4 protein-coding genes are annotated in these 5317 nt (G+C 63.6%); 1 reads left to right on the top strand and 3 read right to left on the bottom strand.

Annotation, left to right across the window (positions count from 1 at the left end):
- Window positions 1-823 precede the first annotated feature (823 nt).
- The 3 genes from KBX08_RS32035 to KBX08_RS32025 form a co-directional block, all read right to left on the bottom strand.
- The gene (locus KBX08_RS32035) at window positions 824-1807 is read right to left on the bottom strand and encodes a PIN domain-containing protein (RefSeq protein WP_210787501.1); all 984 of its coding nucleotides are present in this window, start codon (window positions 1805-1807) and stop codon (window positions 824-826) included.
- A gap of 206 nt (window positions 1808-2013) precedes the next feature.
- The gene (locus tag KBX08_RS32030) at window positions 2014-2697 is read right to left on the bottom strand and encodes a hypothetical protein (protein WP_210787500.1); all 684 of its coding nucleotides are present in this window, start codon (window positions 2695-2697) and stop codon (window positions 2014-2016) included.
- Window positions 2698-3501: 804 nt separating this feature from the next.
- Window positions 3502-4296: a hypothetical protein gene (locus KBX08_RS32025; RefSeq protein WP_210787499.1), complete on the bottom strand. Its 795-nt coding sequence runs from the start codon at window positions 4294-4296 to the stop codon at window positions 3502-3504.
- 616 nt (window positions 4297-4912) lie between these two features.
- Here KBX08_RS32025 and KBX08_RS32020 point away from each other — a divergent pair.
- A partial coding sequence (locus tag KBX08_RS32020) for a serine hydrolase (protein ID WP_210787498.1) occupies window positions 4913-5317 on the top strand: 405 nt, incomplete at its 3' end.

The raw sequence follows: 5317 nt of genomic DNA, 5'->3' as shown, positions 1-5317 counted from the left end.
ACCCGGGCAAGCCGAGCAGACCGCCGCCCGACCCGCCAGCGTCCGACCGTGCGTCAAGGCCGTCTTGACGTGGCGGGCCGGACGGCGGCCCGCTCCCCAGGAGGGCGGGTCGAGGGCAGACGGGATGGCTTGGCCCGGTGGGGGTGCTGGGGATTCGCGAGATTTCAGGCCACACTGAGCCTATGGCATGGGAATGGGTCGCTCCTGTCGCAACCGGCGCCGTAGGGGTCGCCGGTATCGCCTCTACCTGGTCGATAGGGCTTCGCGATCGCAGGATTCGAAGCGAGGAACGCAAAGAGCAGCGCCGGTCAGAGGTGTATATTGATCTTCTAGTCCAGGTTTCCCACGACGTAATTGACGCGATTCCCCTTGTTGGCGTACCCGCCGGACCTGTTCCGCAGCCGCGCAAGCCGGAGGATGGCATCCTCCTGCGTGCCAGACTTGGGGCATTTGGTACCCGAGAGGTTCAAAGTCGGTACACAGCAATGCTAGAAGAGATCGAGAACATCCGGAGCTCAAGGGCCGTCATCGATCGTCGGCAGGGGCAGTCCCAGGTGAGGTCTGAGTCGGAGAGTACTCGGAATCTATCGTCTGACGAGCTGTGGAAAATTCATCGGACGAAGTGGCCAGAGGTGCTGAAGTTGCGTGATGAATTGACCAATCGGATCCGCCACGAATTGGGAGAGCTGCCCGTGTCATCGCACGGAGTGTGAAAAGCAAACGAGACGGCCGCCTTGATCGCAAGATCTGGACATACACGGAATGATCAAGCCCAACGGGTGGGGACCCGTCGGACGCAACGCCTGGGATGGCAAGGCGCTCACTAGGTGTCTAGGAAGTCCCATTCGCTCCCTAGAACCCAACGCAGGGCGGACAGCTTGCCATGCACGAAGCCCCAACCCCAGTCATCCCAGGGGCCGACATTGTCGGCACCGTACCTGTCCTCAATTTGGCGCATGGCGGCTTCCATTTGGGAAGCTAGAGTTTCCGGCGTCGGGTCAACCTCGCCACGCTCCTCCTTCTCCTGTCGGATAAGCTTTCGTACGTACCATATCTTGTCGAAAAATTCACGCTCTGCTTCAAGGATTTCAACGAGCGTACGAGGCTCCTCTTGAACTAGCTCAACTTCCTCGACAAGCTCTTCGAACTCTTCCCCGAAGTGTTCTGTGAGTCCGGCAGTAAGACCCTCCAAGCCCAGGAGGTAGCGGACACGGCCATCGTCAAAGATGTCGTTGAAGTCGGGGTGAGGCTTCCTTCGGTCGCCGTTGGGGAGAGAGAAGTCCTGGTGGTTCGAGGTGGCAAAGCAGCAGACGTCCGGTGGCCGGCTCTTGTTCACCGCATCCCGGAACATCTCAATAAGGAGAGCGTCAGCCACACTGTTCTTCGCCAAATGAAACGGGGCCCTCTTCTCCAACGCTCTCAGTATTACCGACGCTTGCTGGCGGCTGCTCGGCTCCACTGCGACCGGGCGGCTCAACAACTCCCTAATCTCTGTAAAGTTCCTCAGCGACAGGGATGACAGTAGCGGCAAACGATGGCTCATCTCTTCAAGCCATTGCTCCCGTTGGCTTCCGCCATACTCCTTGAGATCACTCTTCAACTGCCGGACGCGCTCTGCGACGCTGGCTGAGACAGACGCCTCAACCCGAGGCCGGTTGCGCTCAAACTCATCGACAACCAGCGAGGGCACGATAAGTCGAAGACGCTTCTGGTGGAAGAGCAGGCGGATCGGCACGATGAGTTTCTGGCCGTCTCGATGCTTCGCCATGTCGAGCCAGACTGATGTGTCGACCAGCAACCGGAGCACAGGTTGAGGGTACTGGGCACTCCTCACAAGACCGTGCGACCACATCGCTCCCCAGCGCGGCACGCAGGCACTCGGGGCACACAGGGGGCACAAGACACTGTCAAACGTCGTCAACCAGCCACCAACGATGGCAGTCCGAGACGCCGTGTGAGCAGGCGGGAGGTAGCGCTCCCGCTGGTGGCGAGACAGCGGCTCTTAGTTCCGCTTCAACCTCCCGACTTGCGGCTCAGGAGGTACTCCAAGCAATGACAGCCGAAGGGTGTGACCGCCCATGCGGCGTTGCCGTCGTCGCGAGCGACTCGGTTGTCCGCCAAGCCGTGACGCACGAGCGTGGCCATGATTGGCACGACTCCGGCAGCAAGGTGCGGAAATTGTTCCCCAAGTTGCGACTGAAGTGCGACTCCCGGCTTATCGGTTGTACCTTCGGGCCGAGGGGGAAGTGGACCATTCACCATAGCGTCCAGCACCCGGACATGGGCAGCTTCAAGATCAGCCAACGCAGCGACGACCAAAACGCCCAGGTCAAGATGGGCGTCATCTTGGAGGTTTTCCGTCAGTACGGCAGCGAGTGCCTTGACCTTGTGCTCGCACATGGTGCTGTATGCGGCTTGAATTGCCCCCGTGGTCAACATAAGTCGGCCGTCTTTGCTCTTGGCCCATGCCTCAAACTCGTCGGCGGAGAGGCCAACGGACTCGGTGACGGCCTCGACAAGCCGCTCGACGTTACGGAGTCCGCGACGGTCTCGAACGGTTACAAGCTCAAGTGCCGGCTTGAGGAGGGCGGCCCCGAGGGCGCCCACGGGGCCGGCCACTGCCAGGCCGATGCCAACCGTCCCAACCTCGATCGCGGTCCGGGCAGTGAGCTGTCCTGCGGCTTCACGCTTGGTCATATCGTCTGCCTAGCTTGCGGTGTCAAGATGAACACACTGCATCAGGCCGTGACCAGGCCGTCGGAAGCCGATCGTGAGCGACCAACGACGACTACTAGCGACGACCTCTGCCCAGGTGGCAAGGCGTAGTCGGTCGGCGTACCAGGGCGGTCGAAGCCGCCTTACCTGTAGTTGTTGAACTGATGGCGCTAGTAGGTCTGGGCGCCAAGCGGTCCAGGCTTCGGCTTACCGCGAACCCAGGTGGCACCACAGCCGATGCACACGTCATCACCGGTGTCTGCACCCAAGCTGTACTCCCGCTCATGTACTTCATGGGCACACGGTGGGCTTCCTGCTCGTCGCCAAGCCTCTCGTCGACGAGCTGCCTCATCGATCTGCATCGGTCCCTCCAAAGGTGCGGCCCCCGGTGTAGGCAGGAGCGGCGCCCAGGCTGTCGACAGCAACCATGACAGCTACCGCGCCGGACGTCGGCGTACCCGGAAGCGGAACGACGGACGGTGCTCCGAGCGTGCAGCCGTTCCGGACGGAGGCCGATGCGCTGCACAGAGCTTGTAAGCGAGACGTCGCCTAGACCTAACACGCAACGTCTGATCCGGCGGGTGATGGGCGATACCACTGCCGAAACAGTCTTTTTAGGATCAAGGCGGCCCGTAAAGCGGGCCGCGCCGGCCCGTCCCCGCCAGCTGGCGGCCACCCGCCCGCAACGGCCGGGCCGCGCCGGCAACCCACGCAAGCGAGCAGAAACCACACGAGAGGTCAGGGCTCCGTCATTGGACCCCGATCGTTCTCGGACTCGCGTCGCTATCACCGGCGTTGCTCGTGCAGCAGCCGCATCAGGTGATCGCCCCGGCGCACTGACGCTCCGGCAAGGTCGACCACCTGCCGCAGCGCGGCCAGGTCCGCCAACTGTCCCTCGGCCAGGCCCACCACTAGAGGCACCACCTCATCGTCGGTCATCTCCCACGGCCAAGGATCCTCTGAAATGAACGCGTTGCGGTCGGACAGGCTGGTCAGCAGGTCATCAAGGTCGCTAAGCGTGTCGACCAGTCGCCGGGCCGCCGCAGTCACCTGTGGGTCGTCTAATCCGAGCCGAGGAAGCAGTACAGCGATGAGTCGGCGCTGCCATGCCTGCCGATCCTGAGGCGACCCGGCTGCCCACATTACGAACCACACCTCGGCGATGCCGCCGAGGATCTCGTCAAGTCCGTCCGGTAGGTCCCACGCCGCTGGCAACCCCGCTTCGAGCCGCTCGGCCAGTGCCCGCTCCTGGCTTTCCAACTCGCGCCACATCTCCTCGGCTAGAGCGATCCGCCCGAACGCCACCTCGGCTTGCTCTACCCAGAACAGCCCGACCAGCAGATCCCTGAGGTTGTCCCACTTCTGTCCGATGGCCTCCGTCAGCTCCTGCGCGACCGTCGCCCACCGGCGCTCTCGATTGCGGCGCACCACAGCCTCGATCACGACGTAGGCGGCGAAGAATTCCACCGGGATGAGCAGTAGGCCGGCAACGACGTTCGCAGCCACCGGATGGTCTGTACTGAGCAACGGAAACCAGCTGTCGAACCACCAGGCGGTCAGAAGACACGCCACGGCCACCATGAACCAGATGGTGAGGAGGACCCCGCGCCAAGACACGGGCCCGAGAGTACGCAGCCGCAGCGAATCGGCCGCTGGAGATCGACGCCACGCCGATCGCGATGATGGTCGGCCGCCGTGACTGGCTGGGGCGATCGGCTGCCGCGCCGCTTCGCGGCTTGCCACCGGGTACAGAAGTCCAGGCGCGCGAAAGCCGGCGACACGGTAAGTCGCACGCCGTCGGACAGCCGCGCTCACTGCGCCGCCGTGCAGCTATGTGCCGGTGGGCCGCGGTACCGCACGAAGCACGCAAGTCAGCGGATCGTCAGCGAACGCCGTACCGCCCATTCACTCTCGATCATGCTCGACGGCACGCTCAATGCGTCTGACCACGCGGTACGGTACTTGATCACACTCGCTGCTACGTCAGGTCACTTTCCCCCCGACGGGGGTCGTCCCTTTCCCGTGAGGAGCGCGTCACGGCAGCGGGGTCTGTCGCCAGGCCCGTTCGCGCGACAGAGGCCCGGTCGATCGATGACCGCTACTGCTCGCACCGAGTGTCGTCCCAGCCTTGTCGTGGACCATGCGACCGCCGCCTGCCGTGTAATTTGCCAATCGGGACGAGCTGAGGAGGAAACACGTGGCGGCTGGTGGCTTCTCGTCGAAACGGCTGGCTCGGCTGCAGGGGTTGCTTGAGCGGCACGTCGAGTCCGGCTTCGTCCCGGGCATGGTGGTCGTCCTCGCCCGCCACGGCGAGGTGCACATCGAGGCGACGGGTCATCTCGCGTTCGACGGTCCCGGGTCGCAGACGCCGATGGCGGCCGACACGATCTGTCGCCTGGGCTCGATGTCGAAGCCGATCGTCGCCGCGTGTGCGATGACCCTCGTCGAGGACTGCACTCTCCGCCTCGACGACCCGGTCGACGACCTCCTTCCGGAGTTGGCCGACATGACAGTGCTCGCCGATCCCCACGGCCCACTGGACGACACCGTCCCTGCGGAACGCCCGATAACGCTGCGGGACGTCCTGGACGGCACCCTTGGC

Origin of the sequence: Micromonospora sp. H61, from assembly GCF_018070325.1 — a bacterium.
Lineage (GTDB): Bacteria > Actinomycetota > Actinomycetes > Mycobacteriales > Micromonosporaceae > Micromonospora > Micromonospora salmantinae.
The sequence above is the reverse complement of the archived record's forward strand: the minus strand, read 5'-3'. Positions and strand labels throughout refer to the sequence as shown.